Source organism: Shewanella sp. Isolate11, from assembly GCF_022398315.1.
GTDB lineage: Bacteria > Pseudomonadota > Gammaproteobacteria > Enterobacterales > Shewanellaceae > Shewanella.
The window spans coordinates 934281-952732 of the sequence record NZ_JAKEVF010000001.1 but is presented as its reverse complement, the minus strand read 5'-3'; the positions used below and the strand labels follow the sequence as shown (position 1 = coordinate 952732).

17 protein-coding genes are annotated in these 18452 nt (G+C 44.7%); 4 read left to right on the top strand and 13 right to left on the bottom strand.

Features of this window, described 5'->3' with window-relative positions; translation table 11 throughout:
* Window positions 1–29: 29 nt before the first annotated feature.
* From lpxA to rpsB, 13 genes are all read right to left on the bottom strand, one after another.
* The gene (lpxA, locus tag L1D21_RS04175) at window positions 30–797 is read right to left on the bottom strand and encodes an acyl-ACP--UDP-N-acetylglucosamine O-acyltransferase (RefSeq protein ID WP_239843963.1); all 768 of its coding nucleotides are present in this window, start codon (window positions 795–797) and stop codon (window positions 30–32) included.
* Window positions 794–1255 (bottom strand): 3-hydroxyacyl-ACP dehydratase FabZ, encoded by a 462-nt coding sequence (fabZ, locus tag L1D21_RS04170; RefSeq protein WP_239843962.1) that lies wholly within the window; start codon window positions 1253–1255, stop codon window positions 794–796. Before fabZ ends, lpxA begins: the two co-directional genes overlap by 4 nt.
* A gap of 28 nt (window positions 1256–1283) precedes the next feature.
* Window positions 1284–2312 (bottom strand): UDP-3-O-(3-hydroxymyristoyl)glucosamine N-acyltransferase, encoded by a 1029-nt coding sequence (lpxD, locus tag L1D21_RS04165; RefSeq protein WP_239843961.1) that lies wholly within the window; start codon window positions 2310–2312, stop codon window positions 1284–1286.
* Window positions 2313–2325: 13 nt separating this feature from the next.
* A complete protein-coding gene (locus tag L1D21_RS04160; RefSeq protein WP_239844185.1) occupies window positions 2326–2817 on the bottom strand; it encodes an OmpH family outer membrane protein in 492 nt (163 codons plus the stop codon).
* 71 nt (window positions 2818–2888) lie between these two features.
* Window positions 2889–5372, bottom strand: coding sequence for an outer membrane protein assembly factor BamA (bamA, locus tag L1D21_RS04155; protein WP_239843960.1), 2484 nt, complete (start codon window positions 5370–5372; stop codon window positions 2889–2891).
* Between the two features lie 31 nt (window positions 5373–5403).
* On the bottom strand, window positions 5404–6765 hold the full coding sequence (gene rseP / locus L1D21_RS04150) for a sigma E protease regulator RseP (protein ID WP_239843959.1): 1362 nt from the start codon (window positions 6763–6765) through the stop codon (window positions 5404–5406).
* Between the two features lie 12 nt (window positions 6766–6777).
* Entirely contained in the window at window positions 6778–7971 is a 1194-nt protein-coding gene (ispC, locus tag L1D21_RS04145; protein ID WP_239843958.1) for a 1-deoxy-D-xylulose-5-phosphate reductoisomerase, read from the bottom strand.
* Window positions 7972–7973: 2 nt separating this feature from the next.
* Window positions 7974–8831, bottom strand: a complete 858-nt coding sequence (locus L1D21_RS04140; protein WP_239843957.1) for a phosphatidate cytidylyltransferase — start codon at window positions 8829–8831, stop codon at window positions 7974–7976.
* A gap of 21 nt (window positions 8832–8852) precedes the next feature.
* Window positions 8853–9647 carry a polyprenyl diphosphate synthase gene (gene uppS, locus L1D21_RS04135; RefSeq protein ID WP_239843956.1) on the bottom strand — a complete coding sequence of 265 codons (795 nt, stop codon included), beginning with the start codon at window positions 9645–9647 and terminating at the stop codon, window positions 8853–8855.
* Window positions 9648–9727: 80 nt separating this feature from the next.
* On the bottom strand, window positions 9728–10285 hold the full coding sequence (frr, locus tag L1D21_RS04130) for a ribosome recycling factor (protein ID WP_239843955.1): 558 nt from the start codon (window positions 10283–10285) through the stop codon (window positions 9728–9730).
* A gap of 47 nt (window positions 10286–10332) precedes the next feature.
* A complete protein-coding gene (pyrH, locus tag L1D21_RS04125; RefSeq protein WP_239843954.1) occupies window positions 10333–11079 on the bottom strand; it encodes a UMP kinase in 747 nt (248 codons plus the stop codon).
* A 132-nt stretch (window positions 11080–11211) separates the two neighbouring features.
* The gene (gene tsf, locus L1D21_RS04120; RefSeq protein WP_239843953.1) at window positions 11212–12060 is read right to left on the bottom strand and encodes a translation elongation factor Ts; all 849 of its coding nucleotides are present in this window, start codon (window positions 12058–12060) and stop codon (window positions 11212–11214) included.
* A gap of 117 nt (window positions 12061–12177) precedes the next feature.
* Entirely contained in the window at window positions 12178–12906 is a 729-nt protein-coding gene (rpsB, locus tag L1D21_RS04115; RefSeq protein WP_239843952.1) for a 30S ribosomal protein S2, read from the bottom strand.
* Between the two features lie 279 nt (window positions 12907–13185).
* Between rpsB and map the strand changes: the two genes are divergently transcribed.
* The 4 genes from map (at window position 13186) to L1D21_RS04095 (ending at window position 18435) form a co-directional block, all read left to right on the top strand.
* Window positions 13186–13983 carry a type I methionyl aminopeptidase gene (gene map / locus L1D21_RS04110; RefSeq protein WP_239843951.1) on the top strand — a complete coding sequence of 266 codons (798 nt, stop codon included), beginning with the start codon at window positions 13186–13188 and terminating at the stop codon, window positions 13981–13983.
* Window positions 13984–14396: 413 nt separating this feature from the next.
* Window positions 14397–16967: a bifunctional uridylyltransferase/uridylyl-removing protein GlnD gene (glnD, locus tag L1D21_RS04105; RefSeq protein ID WP_239843950.1), complete on the top strand. Its 2571-nt coding sequence runs from the start codon at window positions 14397–14399 to the stop codon at window positions 16965–16967.
* A 38-nt stretch (window positions 16968–17005) separates the two neighbouring features.
* Window positions 17006–17830, top strand: coding sequence for a 2,3,4,5-tetrahydropyridine-2,6-dicarboxylate N-succinyltransferase (gene dapD, locus L1D21_RS04100; RefSeq protein WP_239843949.1), 825 nt, complete (start codon window positions 17006–17008; stop codon window positions 17828–17830).
* 263 nt (window positions 17831–18093) lie between these two features.
* Window positions 18094–18435: a DUF3718 domain-containing protein gene (locus L1D21_RS04095; protein ID WP_239843948.1), complete on the top strand. Its 342-nt coding sequence runs from the start codon at window positions 18094–18096 to the stop codon at window positions 18433–18435.
* Window positions 18436–18452 lie beyond the last annotated feature (17 nt).

Here is an 18452-nt window from a genome sequence, read left to right as displayed (position 1 = left end):
CGAGCTTTTAATCTGTGACCAATAGAGACTTAACGAATAATGCCTCGGCTGGAATTGACCACAAAGTCGATAAGCAATTTCACTTGTTCATCTTGCATATCATCAGCCAATTCAGCCACCGCTTCATCTACGGTGAGTCCTTTACGGTACAACGCCTTATAAGCACGACGTACCGCAAGTTGGCTCTCTTTAGAGAAGCCACGACGTTTTAAGCCTTCACTGTTTAAGCCACGAGGAATCGCAGGCTGACCCGATGCCATCACAAAAGGTGGCACGTCTTGTAAGATCAACGAATATCCAGCAGTAAAAGCATGAGCACCAATATGCACGAACTGATGCACTCCCGTCATACCACCAAGAATTGCCCAGTCCCCCACATGCACATGGCCCGCAATTGAGGCATTATTAGCCATAATCACGTTATTACCCACTACGCAGTCATGAGCAATATGCACATAAGCCATAAACAGGTTGTTAGAACCGATTATGGTTTCGCCCTTATCTTGAGTGGTACCACGGTGAATGGTCACCGACTCACGGATCACATTGTTGTCACCTATGATAAGACGGGTCGGTTCACCCGCATATTTCTTATCTTGGCAATCTTCACCCACTGAGGCGAATTGGAAAATACGGTTACCCTTACCTATTACCGTAGGACCCTTCACCACAACATGTGAACTTAGGTGACAATCGTCACCAATTTCAACGTCGGCGCCAATGTAGGTCCAAGGTCCAATTGTGACATTGTTACCTATTTTGGCATCTGGATGTACGTAGGCTAACTTATCGATCACTTGCTAATCTCTCTACGGGCACACATGATTTCGGCAGAACATACCAGTTCGCCATCGACTCTTGCTTCACCGGTAAACACGCCGATTCCGCGGCGCTCTTTAATCATTTTTACTTCAAAATGAAGTTGATCACCTGGCTCAACAACGCGCTTAAATCTGGCATTATCGATCCCAGCAAAATAGTAGAGTGCGTCACTAGAAGGCGTATCACTCATGGTCTTGAAAGCTAACAAACCCGTCGCCTGAGCCATAGCTTCAAGGATTAACACACCAGGCATCACGGGAGCCACAGGGAAATGACCTTGGAAGAAAGGCTCATTTATCGTGACATTTTTGATCGCATGCAGTGTTTCACCGGGAGTAAAATCTAAGACTCTATCGATCAATAGAAATGGATATCTATGGGGTAAAAACTTTAGGATCTCTTTGATATCCATTGTGTTTAATTGATTTGACACTCAACTTTCCTTAGCTGCCACAAGGCAGTTAATCATCTGATTTAACGTTTTTTTCAAGCTTTTTCACGCGATGGAACAACTCATCAAGTTGTCTAAATCTAACAGTATTCTTGCGCCAAACTTTATTTTCCATCGCAACGGTTGCCGAAGAGTATACACCAGGCTCTCGGATAACACTCGTCACGTTTGTAGAACCTGAGATATGGGTACCATCGACGATAGAAAGATGACCCGCAATGGCACAACCACCACCAATAATACAATATTTACCTATAGTTACACTGCCTGCAAAGGTAGAACTGCCAGCTAGCGCACTATTTTCACCCACAATCACGTTATGGGCAATTTGTACTTGGTTATCGATAATCACACCATCATGGATTTCAGTATGATCCAGTGCACCACGGTCAATAGAAGTGCAAGCACCAATTTCTACTCGATTACCGATACGGACACCGCCAGTTTGCGGGATCTTGATCCACTGGCCGCGTTCGTTAGCATAGCCAAAACCATCAGAGCCTATGACTGTCCCAGAATGAACAATACAGTCTTGTCCAAGCTGCACATCATGATAGATGGTGACATTGGCCCATAAAATGGTACCAGAGCCGATAATTGAGTCTTGGCCAACCACACAAGCTGCTCCAATTTGAGCTTGCTCACCAATTATTACATTAGCACCAATAACGGCATTAGCACCAATGGCAACCCCTTCACCTAATTGCGCACTAGGGTCGATAACGGCACTAGGATGGATTGATTGCGCTGCCTTTGGTGTGGTATCGAGTAACTGAGCAATTCGAGCAAATCCGACATAGGGATCGTTAAGTACAACGGCATTACCTGAATAGGTTTCTGCCATTTCAGGTGTAAGTAACACAGCAGATGCCTGCGTTCCTGCCAACTGATTTTGATATTTACTGTTTGCTAAAAAAGCGATTTCACCCGCTTGTGCCTTTTCTAAGGTAGCGACACGATTGATTTCAACCGTGTCGTCGCCTTTGATTGAGGCATTTAAATGGGTGGCAATCGCTTTTAATGTGTAGCTTTTTGTCATCAAATGTGACCCTTTACTTGCTTAGGGCTTCAACAACCTTGTTGCTGATATCAGCCGATGGCTTGACATAAATCACTGCGCCACGTTGCAATACAACATCATACTTTTCTTTTTCAGCAATGGTATTGATCGCTTTTTGAACTTCAACTAACAGCTTGTTTTGCTCTTCACCGTTACGACGACGCATATCTTCATCGAGTGCTTTACCTTTCAACTGAAGTTCAGACTTAAGTGATTCCATCTTACGAACCATCTCAGTTTTTTGGCTTTCACTCATTAGTGCTGCATCACGTTGCTGCTTTTCTAGCATGCCACGCAATTCATCTTGCATTTTTTGAACGCCGGCAACACGGTCACCGAATTCAGCCTTAAGTGTTTTGCTTACTTCTTCACGCTGTGGAAGCTGCTCGAAAACAGACTGCATATCCACTACGGCAATTTTTTCTGCTTGTGCCGCAATTGGTGCTCCTAGAAGAACCAATACCATCATTGCGCGATTAAACATCTTTTTCAAAATAAACTCCTTTATTGCCAGCAAAACTTGCCGCATCTTTTTTTATTAAAATTAATTCTTGTTTAGAAAGTTTTACCAATATTGAATGAGAAGATTTCAGTATCGTCATCTTCGTATTCTTTAATCGGCCATGCAAGACTAAATACCATAGGACCCATTGGCGATATCCACTGTACGCTCATACCAGCCGAAGCACGAATACGAGATGGGTCTGAGTAATCGTCTAACTCATAAAATTCTTCTGCTGGAAGGAATTTATATGAATCATAATCAAACTCGGTGTCCCATACGTTACCCGCATCGACGAAGAAACTAGTACGAACCGAATTTGTATAAGCCTCATCCAGGAATGGCGTCGGTACAATTAGCTCCAAACTTGCCGTTGCAATGGCGTTACCACCGATTGAACGTCCGCTACTAACACTAACCTGATTTGGATCGCCGGGCAAGGTGCAAGAATCACCTGAGATATCTGGTGCACAGGGTTCACTACCGCGATAGAGATAGAATGAACGTGGGCCAACAGAGTTTGACTTAAAGCCACGTAACGAGCTGCTACCACCTGAGTAATAGTTTTCCCAGAACGGAAGGATCTGCTCGTTATTATGATACTTACCATAACCGTTCGCGTAACCTAATCGTGCTTTAGTCAAAATCACAAAGTTATGACTGCGGGTGATTGGGAAATAGAAACTGGTGTTGAAGTCAGTCTTAAAATACTGCAGGTCTGAGCCCGGAATCGTCATCTTACCCGTTAAACGCTGTGAAGAACCATCTGTTGGGAAAGTTCCTCGGTTAAGGGTACTACGATACCAACCTAAGGTGGCTTCGAAGTTATCAAATGACAAGTCAGCATTTGGATCGTTCGGGTCACGATAGATGTTGTAGAAGCGCAGCGCCTGTTCGTAAGCTGAAATCTCAGAAATCGTGTTATGACGATAGCCTAAACCACCGTTGATCCGGTTATATTCGTTGATCGGGAAGCCCGAGTTTATCGCAATACCGTAAGAACTGTTCTTATAACGCTCAAGGTTAGCTTCATGAGCGTCAAATTCGTTCCAGAAAATGCTGCCACCTAAGCTGACGCCATCTTTGGTAAAATAAGGGTCTGTGTATGAAATGTTTACACTCTTAGAGTAACGGTTAGTATTCATGCTAATACCCGCCTGATTACCCGTACCTAAGAAGTTACTTTGCTGTACACCAAACTGCAGACTCAGTCCCGATTCGGTACCATAACCGATACCGGCGTTAAATGAACCCGATGGCTGCTCTTTCACATTAAATGCAACATCAACTAAATCATCAGTACCAGGAACTTGAACGGTTTCAGTATCAACTGTTTCAAAATAACCAAGGCGGTTAAGACGCGCTTTTGATTGCTCAACTTGTGCCGAGTTCAACCATGCCCCTTCCATTTGACGTAGCTCACGACGTAAAACTTCATCTTTGGTGACTTGGTTACCGGTAAAGTTGATGCTGCGAACATACACTCGTTTACCCGGTTTAATGTTAACGTTGAGAGTCACCTCTTTGTTCGCATCGTCAATTTCAGGGTAAGTTTTTACTTCAGGATAAGCATAACCGAAACGACCTAAGTACTTACCATACATCTCTTCGGTAAAGGTTACGTCTGCCCCATTATAAGTATCACCGACTTTCATCGGTAAAATAGCCTCAAGCACCTCTTCACGGCCCATCAGGTCACCGGTCAAGTTAATATCTTTAACCTTATAGGGTTCGCCTTCATTGACATTGATGGTGATATAAAGTCCTTTACGATCTGGGGTCATCGCTACCTGAGTCGAGGTAACAGCAAAACGGATATAGCCCCGATTATGGTAGAAGGTTTTAATGGTTTCTAAGTCAGCTTCGAGCTTCTGTTTTTGATAACGTCGCTCGCCAAAAAGATCCCACCAAGCCACATAATCTTTCAGTTCAAGCATACCGATCAATTCAGAATCGCTGAAAACCGTATTACCAACGACATTGATCTGACGAATTTCAGCCGCTAAACCTTCTGTAAACTTGAATTTAAGCTCCACACGATTACGAGGCAAATTGATCACTTGAGCTTCCACTTTGGCGCCATATTTACCTACGCCATAATAGAAGTCTTGCAGACTTTTTTCGATACCAGTAAGCATGGTGCGGTCTAATGACTCACCCGCTTTAACGCCGCTACCATCAAGACTTTCTTGTAGCTGCTCATCTTTAATATCTTTGTTGCCTTCGAAAGAAACCACACTAATGGTCGGACGCTCTTTGACCGTCACAACTAACACAGTGCCGTCTCTACTCACTTCGATATGTTCGAAGTTTGTCGATGTGTATAAACTCTTAATCGCTTGCTGCAAGCGAGTTTCGTCAATGGTATCGCCGACTTTAATAGGTAAATTCAACAGTGCCGCACCAAGTGCAACGCGTTGTAAACCTTGCACTTGTATATCGGTAACCTCAAAAGGCTGGAAGGTTTCTGCCCAACCGTTCCCTGAAAAAGACGCACCGACCAATAACATCGAGGCAAAAATTTTATTCAATCTCATAGAGCACTTCTTATTATTTGTGTGTCCTTGCTCAGAGTCGGGAAAAATCGTTGAATAGCGCAATACTCATCAACATTAGCAGCACTGCTGCCCCAAATCTGAATCCAATTTCCTGTACCTTTTCTGGTACAGGCCTGCCTGTGATCACTTCGACGAAGTAATATAAAAGATGCCCACCATCCAGCACTGGCAAAGGCAATAAGTTAATAATGCCTAAGTTAACGCTAATTAATGCTAGGAACCCTAAAAAATAAACTAATCCATAGTTAGCACTACTTCCCGCACCTTGTGCTATTGAGATAGGCCCACTGAGATTTTTTACCGAAACGTCACCAGTAAATAATTTGCCGATCATCTTAATGCTGACTGACACAAGTTGCCACGTTTTATCCGCTGCAACCATAAAAGATTCACCTAACCCGTATTCCATTTGTAGTCGCATTGATTCAGGCCATGGAGCCTGTGTGGGTGCAACCCCTATAACGCCCTCCACTTGTCCATTATCTGTTACACGAGATTTAGGTGTCACCGCTAAATTTAACTGCTCGCCCGCACGCCTCACGGTGATCATCATCTGTTTATCAGCTGAGCCTTTGACCTGCTCAACAAAAGTATCCCAATCTTGGTAATCGGCTCCATTGACCGCCACTAAGGTATCTCCAACTTGCATACCAGCCGCATGAGCCGCACCATCATCGCTGACCAAACCCAGTTCAGGCATAATCTGAGGACGATAAATATCTAGACCTAATGAAGTAATTGGTGACTGCTTCTCAGGATCAAATTTCCACGCACGAGTATCGAGGCGATAACTACGCTCCTCCCCCATAACGCCGCCAACCGGTGTCAGCGTAAGATCGATATGCTCATCACCAATATGACTCACTAGAGCATAAGTCACCTCTTCCCAGTTACGCACGCTCTGCTCACCCACCGCAATCACTTGCATAGGCTTGTTCACTTGAATTACGGCTGCGGGAGAGTTGTCTTGGGTTGATTCGATAACAGGCTTTATTGAAGGCACACCAATTAGATACATGATGTATAAGGCGAAAATAGCAAAGATAAAATTTGCCATCGGCCCCGCACCAACAATCGCGATACGTTGCCATACCGATTTGCGGTTAAAGGCTTGAGATTTCAGCTCCTCAGGCACGTCCTCAACCCGCTCATCGAGCATCTTGACGTAGCCGCCTAAAGGGATCAGCGCAAGCACATATTCAGTACCATCGGCCCCCACTTTACGCCAAATGGCTTTACCAAAGCCGATAGAAAAACGCTCGACTTTAACACCGCAGCGTCTTGCGACCCAAAAGTGACCATATTCATGCGCTGTGATCAACACACCTAAAGCAATGGCGAAGGAACCGAGGTTCCATAAAAAGTCTAGCATTACAATCCTTTATTACTGCTTAATTCGTTTAATTTGCTCAGCTGCAATGCGACGCGTTTCGCTATCTAAGGCTAAAATAGCCTCGATAGTGTTCAGACTCTGTTTCGCCACCTTGGTTAAACACAGTTCATTCACTTTCGCGATATCGGTGAAACGGATTTTACCGTCTAGAAATGCTGCGACTGAAATTTCGTTAGCAGCATTAAGCACCGTCGTCGCTTCTTGTCCCTGTTCACACGCTTCTATTGCCAGTGCAAGACAAGGGAAACGATCAAAATCAGGTTCAAGAAAGCTTAATTGTCCGACTTTGAAAAAATCTAAAGGTTCAACCCCAGCGAAAATTCTTTGCGGATAGGCCATACAATGAGCAATTGGGGTACGCATATCCGGATTTCCCATTTGCGCCAATACTGAACCATCGAGATACTGCACCATAGAATGAATTACACTCTGCGGATGCACCACCACTTTTAATTGTGATTTGGTGGCATTAAACAACCAGCGAGCCTCAATATACTCGAGACCTTTATTCATCATGCTAGCGGAATCAACCGATATTTTACGTCCCATCGACCAATTAGGATGCTTGCAAGCTTGATCGGGCGTCATCCCAGAAAGCTGCGACAGTTCGGTATTGAGAAATGGACCGCCTGAGCCGGTCAATAAAATATGCGAGATACCGGCTTGCTCTAACTCACAGGCGCCAATCTGTTGCTGCACCTGTTGCGGTAAACATTGGAAAATGGCGTTGTGTTCACTGTCTACGGGTAATACCGTTGCGCCTGAACTTTGCATCTCATCGATAAACAAGCGACCAGACATCACTAATGACTCTTTATTAGCCAGTAACACTCGTTTACCCGCTTTGACCGCCGCCAGCGTAGAAGGTAACCCTGCTGCGCCGACAATGGCGGCCATCACGGTATCGACCTCTGGCAAAGCCACTATGCTTGCCAGTTCATCTTCGCCTGAAGATACAGCGATGGCCAAATGCGGTGGCAACCGACGTTGCAATTGGGCGGCAGCTTGAGGGTCGACCATATGGGCTATCGACGGATTGTATTTAATACACAAGTCCAGCATCTTATCGACACTTCGGTGCGCCACTAAAGTATGCACCGAATAAGCCTCAGGGTTTTGTTCAATAACACTCAAGGTACTGGCACCGATAGAGCCTGTGGCACCAAGAATCACCATATTCTGCATGGTTACATCCAAAATGCGATATAAATAAGCGTGAACACGGGTAAGGCAGCGGTCAAGCTGTCAATACGGTCAAGCACTCCACCGTGGCCAGGAAGAATGGTACCTGAATCTTTAATCTCGGCGACACGCTTAAACATGCTTTCAGACAGGTCACCCACTGCAGAAACCAATGCAACAAATAGAGTTACTGCAACGACTAATCCCAGTTCTTGCTCTGGCGAGCAATACATGACACCCGCCACCACCACCATAGTAGTCACAAGCCCACCGAGTAGACCTTCAATGGTTTTTGCAGGACTCACGTTAGGCATTAATTTATGTTTACCCAGTGCCTTACCGACGAAATAAGCCCCTGAATCAGTTGCCCATACGGTTAACATCACCAAGAAGACCAATGCGCCACCATAAAATGGTGTCATCTCACTACTCAGCGCCTTAAGCGCAATCAAAGCGGTAAAACAAGGGATTAAGGTCAGTTGGCCAAACATAGACTTCAGCATATGGCTCTTACCCCATAGCGCTGAACTCTTAGGAAATGTTAGGACTAAAAGGAGTGATATAGCCCACCAACAGGCTCCAATAATTAAGATCGCCAAATAGATGGGGTGTAAACTACCCTTAAACCAGATGTCATGACTGGGGATTAAGAGATTTAACGCGACAAGCAAGATCCCTATGGTGAAAGTGAAGCTCCATTGAGTGACATTGCAACGCTTATCTATAATGCGTCCCCACTCTTTTGCGGCAATTAAAAACACGGCCACTAATGCCCATGAAAAATACTCCACAGGGAAAAAGAATATAGCTCCCAAAACCAATGGGATTAACCATACTGCTGTTATTATTCTATGTTTTAGCAAAAACTTTCCCTCTTATTCTATTTATCGCTCTGCCTGTATTGTCTCAATTTGAGAACCCGTCAAACCAAAACGGCGCTGACGAGTAGCAAATACGGCTATCGCATCTTTAAAGGATTGCTCATCAAAATCTGGCCAAAGGACGTCAGCAAACACTAACTCCGCATAAGCAGCTTGCCAGAGAATGAAATTACTTATGCGATAATCTCCACCTGTGCGGATCATTAAATCAACTTCCGGCTGATTTTGCATGCTTAAATGTTGGCTTAACGCCTCTTCAGTGAACTGACTGCTGCTCATTTCGCCAGATTCAACCTTTCGTGCTAGCGTCTGTGCAGCTTGCATGATATCCCAGCGCCCACCATAGTTCGCTGCGACATTTAAAATAAGACCGTTATTATCAGCTGTTTTGGCCATTGCGGTAGCAATCTGCTTCTGCAATCTGTCAGAAAAACGGCTGATATCTCCTATGATATTAAGCCTGACACCGTTTTTATGCAGTAACTTAAGCTCACGCTGCAAAACGGTAAAAAACAGCTCCATCAACAGGCTGACTTCTTTATCAGGTCGACGCCAGTTCTCACTTGAAAAGGCAAACAGTGTCAACGACTCTACTCCCATCTCTCTCGCAGTACTCACGGCGCGTCTCACAGCCTTAACGCCCGCCTTGTGCCCTAAGACACGCGGCTTACCCTGGGCCTGAGCCCAACGCCCGTTACCATCCATAATGATAGCAACATGCTTAGGTATAGACTGTTTAACTAGCTCTGTAAGTGCTTCGTTTGAAAGCTCAGTGCTAGATGGAGATTCGATCGACATCTATTACAACCCTTTAAAATAGCAAACGCCGTGTAGTATACCCCTACACGGCGTGTTAACTCTAGTCACTAAACAGCAGATTAGACTTCCATCAACTCAGCTTCTTTAGCGGCCAAAATCTCATCAATTTGCTTAATATGCGCATCGGTGAACTTTTGGATTTCGTCTTCAGTGCGACGTACATCGTCTTCAGTACACTCTTTTTCTTTCTCAAGTGCTTTCACGTCAGAGTTAGCGTCACGACGTACGTTACGTACTGCGATACGACCATTTTCAGCTTCAGCACGAACCACTTTAATTAGATCTTTACGACGCTCTTCGGTCAAGGCTGGAAGTGGAATACGAATAGTCGTACCCGCAGACATAGGGTTTAAACCTAAGTCAGAACTCATGATCGCTTTTTCTACTACCGGGATTAGGGTGGAATCGAAAACAGTTACAGCAAGAGTTCTTGAATCTTCAATAGACACGTTACCCACTTGCTTAAGCGGAGTCATAGAGCCGTAATATGACACTTTAATTGAATCAAGTAGACTTGGGTGAGCGCGTCCAGTGCGGACTTTAGCCATTTGGTTCTTTGTCGCTTCAACACATTTAGCCATACGGCTCTGTGCATCTTGTTTGATTTCGTTAATCACGTTTAATATCCTTTTGGGTTACTAATTTTTGTTAGTATAAAACGAATTTATTCGGCGGTTTTCGCGCGGCTACTCTTAATTAAAGTGCCCTCATGGTCGCCCATAATAACACGACGTAGCGCCCCTGGTTTATTCATATTAAATACTAAAATAGGCATATCGTGATCTCTCGCCATGGTAAAGGCGGCAAGATCCATCACTTTTAATTCTTTTTCTAACACTTCACCATAACCCATTTCGTCAAATTTGACTGCGTCAGGGTTTTTCACTGGATCGTCAGAATAAACACCATCGACCTTAGTACCTTTCAGTACGACTTCGGCTTCGATTTCAATCCCACGTAAACACGCTGCTGAATCAGTAGTACAGAAGGGATTACCTGTACCCGCAGCAAAAATAACCACTCGACCCGACTTCAACAAACTAATTGCTTCAGCCCAGTTGTAATCGTCACACACACCTTTAAGTGGAATCGCTGACATCAAACGCGCATTAACATAGGCGCGGTGTAATGCATCACGCATCGCTAGGCCATTCATCACTGTTGCTAGCATGCCCATGTGATCTCCCACAACACGGTTCATTCCCGCTTTTGCAAGCCCTTCACCACGGAAAAGGTTACCACCGCCAATCACAACACCAACCTGAATACCGAGCTCAACCAGCTCTTTAATCTCTTGTGCCATGCGGTCAAGTACTTTTGGATCAATACCAAAGCCCTCTTCGCCCATTAGGGCCTCGCCACTCAATTTGAGAAGAATACGTCGAAAAGCAGGTTTGGGGTTTGTGCTCATTATTATTGTTCCTAATAAATGCCGATGGGTTGTTACCAATTATATCGAAAAAAATGCATTGCGCAGCAATCTAATTGGCATAATAAAACCGCAGCGATTGCTGCGGTTTTAAGGGTATCTTACAAGTGGCGATTAAGCCTTAGAAGCGGCGATTTGCGCTGCAACTTCAGCAGCAAAATCTTCTTCTTTCTTCTCGATACCTTCACCAACTTCTAGACGAATGAAGTTTGATACTGTAGCGCCTTTCTCTTTAAGAATTTCGCCAACAGTTTTCTTTGGTTCCATGATGAAAGCTTGACCAGTAAGAGAGATCTCACCAGTAAACTTCTTCATACGACCAACAACCATCTTCTCAGCGATTTCAGCAGGCTTACCTTCGTTCATCGCGATTTCAATTTGAAGCGCTTGCTCTCTTGCAACTACGTCTGCAGGAACATCTTCAGGGTTTACGAACTCTGGCTTAGATGCAGCAACGTGCATAGCGATGTGCTTCAAAGTGTCTTCGTCAGCTTCACCAGTTACAACAACACCGATACGCTCACCGTGACGGTAAACTGCAGCGTTTTCGCCATCGATGTACTCAACGCGACGAACGTTGATGTTTTCACCGATTTTAGCCACTAGCGCAACACGAGTTTCTTCGAATTGTGCTTGTAGATCAGCGATAGCAACTTTAGCTGCAGCAGCAACTTCAAGTACTTCGTTAGCAAAAGCTAGGAAGTTCTTATCTTTTGCTACGAAGTCAGTTTGACAGTTAACTTCAAGCAGAGTGGTGTAACCAGCGCCTTGCTTGATAAGAATTGTACCTTCAGCGGCGATGTTACCCGCTTTTTTAGCCGCTTTAGCAGCACCGCTCTTGCGCATATTATCGATCGCAAGTTCCATGTCGCCATTGGTTTCGGTTAGTGCTTTTTTACAATCCATCATGCCAGCGCCAGTGCGCTCACGTAGTTCTTTAACTTGGGCAGCAGTAATTGCCATTGTTAAATCCTCTAATAGAAAACTTTCAAATCAAATGTGAAAAAACAGGGGCACTAGGCCCCTGTTCACCAATCATGTTTCTTGGTTAATAAGGGCGATGAAATTCATCTCGCCTTATTATTCAGCTTCTACGAAACCGTCTTGCTCAGCTTGAACAGCTAAATCTTGACCACGGCCTTCTTTAGCAGCTGCAGCAACAGACTCAGTGTACAGACGGATAGAACGCATAGCATCATCGTTACCAGGAACGATATAGTTGATGCCGTCTGGAGAAGAGTTAGTATCTACAACAGCAACAACTGGAATACCTAGGTTGTTAGCTTCTTTAATAGCGATATGCTCATGGTCAGCACCGATCACGAAGATCGCATCTGGTAAACCGCCCATGTTTTTGATACCACCAAGAGACTTTTCTAGCTTCTCAAGCTCACGAGTACGCATAAGCGCTTCTTTCTTAGTAAGCTTATCGAAAGTACCATCTACTGACTGACTTTCTAGTTCTTTAAGACGCTTGATTGATTGACGAACTGTTTTCCAGTTAGTCAACATACCGCCTAACCAGCGGTTATCAACGTAGTATTGATCACAAGAAATTGCCGCTTCTTTGATAGCTTCGCTAGCAGCGCGCTTAGTACCAACGAAAAGGATTTTACCTTTCTTAGAAGCTACGTTGCTGATGAACGCTAATGCTTCATTGAACATAGGCACAGTGTGCTCTAGGTTAATGATGTGTACACCGTTACGAGCACCGAAGATGAAAGGCTTCATCTTTGGGTTCCAGTAACGAGTTTGGTGACCGAAGTGAACACCGGCTTGAAGCATGTCGCGCATTGAAACTGTAGTCATTTTATTACCTTAAAATTTAGGGGTTAGACCTCCACGCATCCCATATCTCCGACCTAAAAAGGCACCCCGGAGAACGTGTCGATACGTGTGTGATTTAGTATTTAGTCATAGCCATGTATAATGGCTGCCACATTCTCTCTTGAGCCCATTGTCAACGACAAAGTGAAACAAGAGACAAACATAACGGCGCGCTTTATACCATAATACCTACGCAAACACAAATTTTTAGCGTTGGAATAGGCATAAATGGCGACTGCCAAAACAGACAGAGAAAGCTTAATGAGTATAGTGATAAAAACAGCCGAAGAGATCGAAAAAATGCGCGCCGCGGGTAAATTGGCAGCCCAAGTATTAGAGATGATTGAGCCTCATGTAAAAGCCGGTGTTACCACCAATGAGCTTAATGATATTTGCGCCAAATATACCGAAGAGCAAGGAGCCATTTCTGCACCGCTCGACTATCACGGTTTCCCTAAGTCTATCTGCACCTCAATTAACGAGGTGATTTGTCATGGTATCCCTAGCGATAGAGCCCTAAAAGATGGCGATATTATCAACTTGGATATCACAGTGATCAAAGACGGTTATCACGGTGATACTTCTAAGATGTTTTTGATTGGTGATGTGAGCCCTAGAGACAAGCGTCTTTGCCGTATTGCGCAAGAGAGCCTCTACGAAGCGATTAAAAAAGTGCGCCCAGGCATGAAGCTAGGTGAAATAGGTACCATTATCGAAAAATACGTGAAAGGCAAAAAAACCGGCTTAGAAAAATACAGCATAGTTACTGACTATTGTGGCCACGGTATCGGTTCAGGTTTCCATGAAGAACCACAGGTAATGCATTACAAAAATAATGACAAAACCTTATTGCGCCCTGGCATGTGTTTCACTATCGAACCTATGATCAACGCCGGACGTCATACCAGCGTATTAGATAAAGACGATAACTGGACAGTCACCACATCCGATGGCAAAAACTCTGCTCAGTGGGAACACACTTTATTAGTCACTCCAACTGGCGTTGAAGTGTTAACTTTACGCGAAGAAGAAAATTTCCCTCGCACGATTAATCATTAATCGTGCATTATAGCGATATCAGATCGCCATAGTTCCAGCACACTTGTGTCAAGGTAACCACAAGATAGCAAGCTCATCAGCTTGCTATCTTTAAAAAATACCGAAAAATAATCAGAACATTGCCCAACAAAAACTCCAATTCAAGCCAAAGTTTGCCCTAATACATTTCAAACAAATTCTTGGGTGATTTTAACCAGTAACAATGATTAAATAACCTGAACTCTGGATAAGCAGAGCCGCTGAATAGGCATCTTGGCGTGCCTCTCTGCGCATTCAGTCAGGAAATAGACTTTCCTTTTCGAACTAATCCTTTATAACATTGAATTAGCTTGTTAAATTTAGATTTTCCGCCACTCGTTATCCCGAGTTCAGGTTAAATAATAACTGTGATTGCAACAGCCATAGGGACAATAATGAACACAGCGCTAACAGCAAAGACCGCTTTAAAACAACAAAATCAAAGCCTATTAGAGCGATTTAGCGCAGGAGAGTCGGTAACCAAGTTAGTTAACCAGCGTTGCCAATTTGTCGATAACCTGCTCATAGAGCAGTGGCAAGAACACGGACTCAACGATCATCCTATCGCCTTGGTTGCCGTGGGTGGCTATGGACGCGGTGAACTCCACCCTCACTCAGATGTGGATCTGCTATTTCTTATCGATGGTGAATTATCCGGCCATGGTGAAAGTCAGCTAGGGCAATACATTGCTTTCTTATGGGATGCAGGACTCGAAGTGGGCCACAGTGTTCGAAGCCTCAAAGAAACCCTTACTCAAGGCCGCGGTGACATTACCATTGCCACAAACCTGTTAGAAGCTAGACTGCTGTGTGGCTCTCAGTCTCTATTTGACAAACTGCATCAAGGTGTACGAGATGCCGATTTTTGGCCTGCAAGCGATTTCTTTGTCGCCAAGCGCGATGAACAAGTTGATCGTCACGCAAAAGCCAGTGCCTTCGATTTGGAACCTAACCTGAAATCATGCCCTGGTGGTTTACGCGATATCCAAACCATTACTTGGGTTACCATGCGTTATTTCGATGCCAGCTGCGCCGAAGAACTGCTGGCCCATGGTTTTTTAGAGCAAAATGAACTCGATGAACTACTTGAATGCCAAGAATATCTATGGCAATTACGCTTTGCTCTACATTTGATCTCTGGCCGCGATGAAAACCGTCTGTTATTCGATTTACAGCGACAGGTAGCCGAACTGCTGGGCTATAAAGATGAAACTCAGCTCGCTGTCGAACAGATGATGAAACGCTATTATCGCACCGTTCGCCGAGTAATGGAGCTAAACCAGATGCTGTTACAGCTATTTAAGCGGGCAACACTGGGGCACACCAAGGCACTAGAAATCCAGCCAATTAATGAAAACTATCAGCGCCGTGGTATCTTTATCGAATCATTAAAAGCCGATGTGTTTGATGATCCCGCGCAAATCATGGAGCTTTTTTTACAGGTCGCGCGCAACTCAAATGTCAAAGCAATTTATGCACCGACCCTGCGCAGTTTACGCCGCGCCAGACGTGCGCTAACCCAACCTCTAATGGAAAACGAGCGCTGCCGTGCGGTATTTCTCGAGATTTTACGTCATCCACGAGGCATCACCTCATTATCATTAATGCACAGTCATGGCATCTTATCTTCCTATCTGCCGGCTTGGCGCAATATTGAAGGCCAGATGCAGTTCGACCTGTTCCATGCTTATACCGTCGATGAGCATACCCATAGATTATTGATGAACATCGAGCGCTTCTCGCAATCGGAGCAGAAAGAGGAGTTCCCACTTGGCTCTGTGTTGATTAATCAATTGCCGAAAAAAGGCCTATTGGTACTGGCGGCAATTTTCCACGATATAGGTAAAGGTCGTGGTGGCGATCACAGCAAACTCGGTGCCGTAGATGCACAAGCATTCTGTGATTTACATGGCCTAAACAAACACGATGGCCGCCTGGTAAGCTGGCTGGTAGAAAATCATCTAGTGATGTCAGTGACCGCACAGCGCCGTGATATTTCCGACCCAGATGTGGTTGCCGAATTTGCAGATAAAGTGCGTGATGCGGTGCATTTAAGTTACCTCTATTGTCTCACTGTTGCCGATATCTGTGCCACCAACGAAAAAACCTGGAACAACTGGAAAGGCTCACTTCTGCGTGATCTGTACTTCTCGACTCAGCGGGTACTCGCCAGAGGCAAAGAGAAGCCAGTCGATATCCGTGCTCGAGTGAGAGAACACCAAGCTAAAGCCAAGAAAGAGTTACTCAGACGAGGCATAAAAGAGAAAAACCTCGACCTATTGTGGCAACGTTTTAAAGCGGATTATTTTTTACGCCATCAGCCCAATCAGCTTGCTTGGCACGCCGAAGCAATCTTGAAACATAAGCAAAATGAAACCTTAGTGTTGATTTCAAAACATACGACCCGCGGCGGCACTGAGCTATTTGTTTACGGGCCAGATAAACCTAAGCTATTCGCAACCGTGATGGCGGTACTGGATAACAAGAATATCGATGTTCATGACGCCAGCATCATGAACTCAAAAGATGGCTATGCACTGGATTCTTTCGTCATTTTAGAGCAAGATGGCAGCCCCGTGGCGCAGATCTCTCGTATTCAAGGATTGAAAAAGGCACTCGTAAAAGCCTTGAGTAGCGACACGGCTAAATTGCCTAAATTTAAGAAATTGCCAAGGCAGATGAAGCCCTTTAACGTGCGTACTCAGGTGAGTTTTCTGCCAGCACGTAAACAAGGCACTAGCATGATGGAATTAATCGCCCTAGATAGCCCTGGCTTACTCGCGAAAGTCGGTGATATTTTCTATCGTTGTAATGTCAGTCTGATCGCCGCGAAAATTACCACCATTGGTGAGCGAGCAGAAGATTTCTTTATGCTACAAACTGCTGAAGGCAAACAGTTAAACGAGATTCAGCAAGACGAATTAAGTGCAGCACTTGTTCAGGCACTGTCTGAGCCTGCACATTAAAATAGAAGTATTGTATTCATTTATTATTGGGAGACGTTATGGAGGCTTTACGCCAACGTATTGAAGCAGCTTTTGAAGCTCGCGCAGAAATTACACCTCACACAGTCGATGCCAGCATTAGAGCTGACGTTGAACGCGTGATCGACATGCTAGACAAGGGCGAAGCCCGTGTTGCAGAAAAAATTGATGGTCAATGGCATGTACACCAATGGCTAAAGAAAGCCGTTCTGCTCTCTTTCCGTATTTTTGACAATCAAATTGTTGATGGCGGCGAAACCAAGTACTTCGATAAAGTACCTATGAAGTTTGCGGACTACGATGAAGCACGCTTTAAAGAAGAAGCGATTCGTGTTGTGCCACCAGCAGCTGTTCGTAAAGGATCGTACATTGCTAAAAACACCGTGCTGATGCCTTCCTATGTCAACCTCGGTGCTTTCGTAGATGAAGGATCTATGGTCGATACATGGGCGACTGTGGGCTCTTGTGCTCAGATAGGTAAGAATGTTCACTTATCTGGCGGTGTTGGCATTGGTGGCGTATTGGAGCCATTACAAGCCGGTCCAACCATTATCGAAGATAACTGCTTTATCGGCGCGCGTTCTGAAATTGTTGAAGGTGTCGTTGTTGAAGAAGGCTCGGTGATCTCTATGGGGGTTTATATCGGCCAGAGCACACGTATTTTTGACCGTGAAACCGGCGAAATCCATTATGGCCGTGTACCGGCTGGTTCTGTGGTTGTTTCAGGTAACTTACCATCTAAGTGCGGCACTTACGGCCTGTACGCAGCCATCATTGTTAAGAAGGTTGATGCGAAAACACGTGGTAAAGTGGGTATTAACGAATTACTGCGTATCGTAGATTAGTTTCTACCTCGCGCCCTAGTCAAAAAAGCCAAACTTTATGTTTGGCTTTTTTGTTGCGCTTTAAACCCATTTCCCAGTTTATCTAACCAGCAAACTCGACTGTTAATAGTAATTACTCGTATTCGTACACACTTTGTTACCCCCAGACACACACTGATCCACACAACACATCAGGATACATTTAGCGACAATTGGCTAACAGCTTTTGTTCAAATTAGCGGCTTTACTGATACTCGACACCAACGAAATGCTAGGAGCACCAAATGAATAAGCTATGTTCAATTGCCGTCATTGCATTAGCCCCGCTTGCCTTTAACGCTCAGGCTGCAATGTCACCTCAGATGGAAAAGACCCTTGTGGCCGTATGTAAAGCCGGCGCCAGTAATAATATGATCCAATTTAATGGAACCCTGAAAGAGTATCGTATTAACGAGCAGCGTGTATTCCCACGTCTTGTGTGTAACGGCGAAAACTTCCACCAGTTTGCACTGAATCAAGGTGCTGATCGTACTGCGCGAAAAATTGCCCCTTACACAGCGACGGTAACCATTAAAGATATTGCGATGACATACGGTTCAGATCAAATCATGGCAGTAAACTACTAATCTGCCTAAATTACTCC